The sequence below is a fragment of the Pseudomonas edaphica genome (assembly GCF_005863185.1).
Taxonomy (GTDB): Bacteria; Pseudomonadota; Gammaproteobacteria; order Pseudomonadales; family Pseudomonadaceae; genus Aquipseudomonas; species Aquipseudomonas edaphica.
Genome location: NZ_VBVZ01000749.1, coordinates 1 through 2,701, shown reverse-complemented (window position 1 = coordinate 2,701; position 2,701 = coordinate 1). Strand labels below are relative to the sequence as shown.

General features: G+C 59.5%; 3 protein-coding genes. 1 reads left to right on the top strand and 2 read right to left on the bottom strand.

What is annotated here, in order from left to right; translation table 11 throughout:
- A partial coding sequence (locus FEM54_RS29940; RefSeq protein WP_138454000.1) for a CaiB/BaiF CoA transferase family protein occupies positions 1-720 on the bottom strand: 720 nt, incomplete at its 3' end.
- A 12-nt stretch (positions 721-732) separates the two neighbouring features.
- Positions 733-1,914, bottom strand: a complete 1,182-nt coding sequence (locus tag FEM54_RS29935) for an acyl-CoA dehydrogenase (protein WP_003187423.1) — start codon at positions 1,912-1,914, stop codon at positions 733-735.
- A 157-nt stretch (positions 1,915-2,071) separates the two neighbouring features.
- On the opposite strand from FEM54_RS29935, the gene FEM54_RS29930 reads away from it, so the two are divergent.
- Positions 2,072-2,701: LysR substrate-binding domain-containing protein (locus FEM54_RS29930; RefSeq protein WP_138453999.1), on the top strand; the 630-nt coding region annotated here is incomplete at its 3' end.

The window sequence follows — 2,701 nt, the reverse complement described above, 5'->3', positions numbered from 1 at the left end:
GGGGTGAGCATTGCCCCGTCGCTTGGGCGCGATACCCGTCGTGAGGTAATTCATCGCCTGATTGGCCCGGCACGCCACCTGCACATCCAGCAACGCCATGTCGATATGCTGCCCACCGCCGTCATGATCCCGATGAGCCAGCGCCGCCAGGATCGCCACGGTCGAGTACAGCCCCGTCAGGATATCCGTCAACGCCACGCCCACCTTTACCGGCCCAGCTCCCTCATCACCCTCGGGCCGACCGGTCAGGCTCATAAGCCCACCCAGCCCCTGGATCATAAAGTCGTAGCCTGCACGCGTCGCATAAGGCCCCGTCTGGCCGAAGCCTGTGATCGAGCAATAGATCAACTCTGGATTGATTTCCTTGAGCGATTCATAGTCCAGCCCATACGCCGCCAGACCACCCACCTTGAAGTTCTCGATCAGGATATCGGACTTGGCCGCCAGGTCGCGCACCAACTTCTGCCCCTCCGGGCGCGTGAAGTCGATGGTCACCGACTCCTTGTTACGGTTGGCCGACAGGTAATACGCCGCCTCACTGGTGTTCTCGCCATAGGCGTCTTTAAGGAAGGGCGGCCCCCATGCCCGCGTATCATCGCCACTGCCCGGCCGCTCAACCTTGATCACCTCGGCCCCAAGGTCTGCAAGGATCTGTCCGGACCACGGGCCGGCCAGCACTCGTGACAAATCCAATACCCGCAGATGTGAAAGCGCACCCATGCCGTTCTCCTATTAATAGAACGCTTGAAGACCGGTCTGCGCGCGCCCAAGAATCAAGGCGTGCACGTCATGGGTGCCCTCATAGGTATTGACCACCTCCAGGTTGACCAGGTGACGCGCCACCCCGAACTCATCCGAAATACCGTTGCCGCCCAACATGTCCCGCGCCATGCGCGCGATATCCAGGGACTTGCCACACGAGTTGCGCTTCATGATCGACGTGATCTCAACCGCCGCCGTCCCTTCATCCTTCATGCGCCCCAAACGCAGGCAGCCTTGCAAGGCCAGGGTGATTTCGGTCTGCATATCTGCCAGCTTCTTCTGGATCAGTTGGGTAGCCGCCAAGGGCCGCCCAAACTGCTGACGGTCCAGGGTGTACTGGCGAGCGGTATGCCAGCAAAACTCGGCAGCCCCCAGCGCCCCCCAGGAAATGCCATAGCGTGCCGAGTTAAGACAAGTGAAAGGCCCCTTCAGGCCGCGCACGTCCGGGAAGATGTTCTCCTCGGGTACAAACACGTTATCCATGACGATCTCACCGGTAATCGAAGCCCGCAGGCCGACCTTGCCGTGAATCGCCGGAGCGCTCAGCCCCTTCCACCCCTTCTCCAGGACAAAACCACGGATATCACCCGCATCGTCCTTACCCCACACCACAAACACATCGGCGATCGGGCTGTTGGTGATCCACATCTTGGCGCCGGTCAGGCTGTAGCCGCCATCGACCTTACGTGCACGGGTAATCATCGCACCCGGGTCAGAACCGTGGTTAGGCTCGGTCAGGCCGAAACAGCCGATCCACTCGCCCGATGCCAGCTTTGGCAGGTACTTCTGCTTTTGCGCCTCGGTGCCAAATTCGTTGATCGGCACCATCACCAATGACGACTGCACACTCATCATTGAGCGATAACCGGAGTCGACACGCTCCACCTCACGGGCAATCAGCCCGTAGCTCACGTAGTTCAGGCCACTGCCGCCGTACTGCTCAGGGATCATCGCGCCCAGCAGGCCGGTTTCACCCATCTCGCGAAAAATCGCAGGGTCGGTCTTTTCATGGCGAAAGGCTTCGAGCACACGCGGCGCCAGCTTGTCCTGGGCGAATTGCTCAGCACTGTCGCGCACCATGCGCTCTTCTTCGGTGAGCTGTTGATCCAGCAACAGCGGATCGATCCAGTTGAAGCTTGCCTTGCCAGCCATGAATAAGTCCTCGGGGAAGAAAACAGAAGTCGTGGATGCAGCCTAGGCCTAGCAACCGCAGAGGGCAAACGAGGTTTATGCATAGGGTTGTGCTAATTTCTCACTTCGTAATGAGCTAGAAGCGCACAAATGCGCTTTATGAGTGAGTACAACGTACATGCGCAGAAAAATTCCCAGCACCACCGCCCTGGTCAGCTTTGAAGCAGCGGCCCGCCACGAGAGCTTTACCAAGGCGGCGCACGAGCTTTCACTCACTCAAGGCGCCATCTGTCGACAGATCGCCAGTCTGGAGGAGTTTTTGAGTGTCGAGCTATTTCGACGCTCACGGCGGGGCGTCAAGCTGACGGAGGCAGGGCTTTCTTATAGCCGTCGCGTTGCCATGCAACTGGACGCCGTAGAACGCGATACCTTGTCGGTCATGGGGCAGCAAGGTGCGAATGTCATCGAGCTGGCAGTGGTGCCAACGTTCGGCACCCAATGGCTGATCCCACGGCTTAAGGACTTCCAGCACCAACACCCGGAAGTCACGGTCAATCTCACCAACCGCACGCGCCCTTTTTTGTTTGCCGACACCGAGTTCGACGCCGCCATCTACTTTGGCGATGCCGATTGGTCGGGCACCGAATCCCACCGACTGATGGGCGAAAACCCCGTTCCCGTGTGCAGTCCGCGCTTACTGGGCAGCCGTGCCCACTTCAGCCCGGAAGAGATCGCCCAACTGCCACTGCTGCAACAAACCACTCGGCCATATGCCTGGCGCCAGTGGTTCAGCGCGCAACAACTGAAC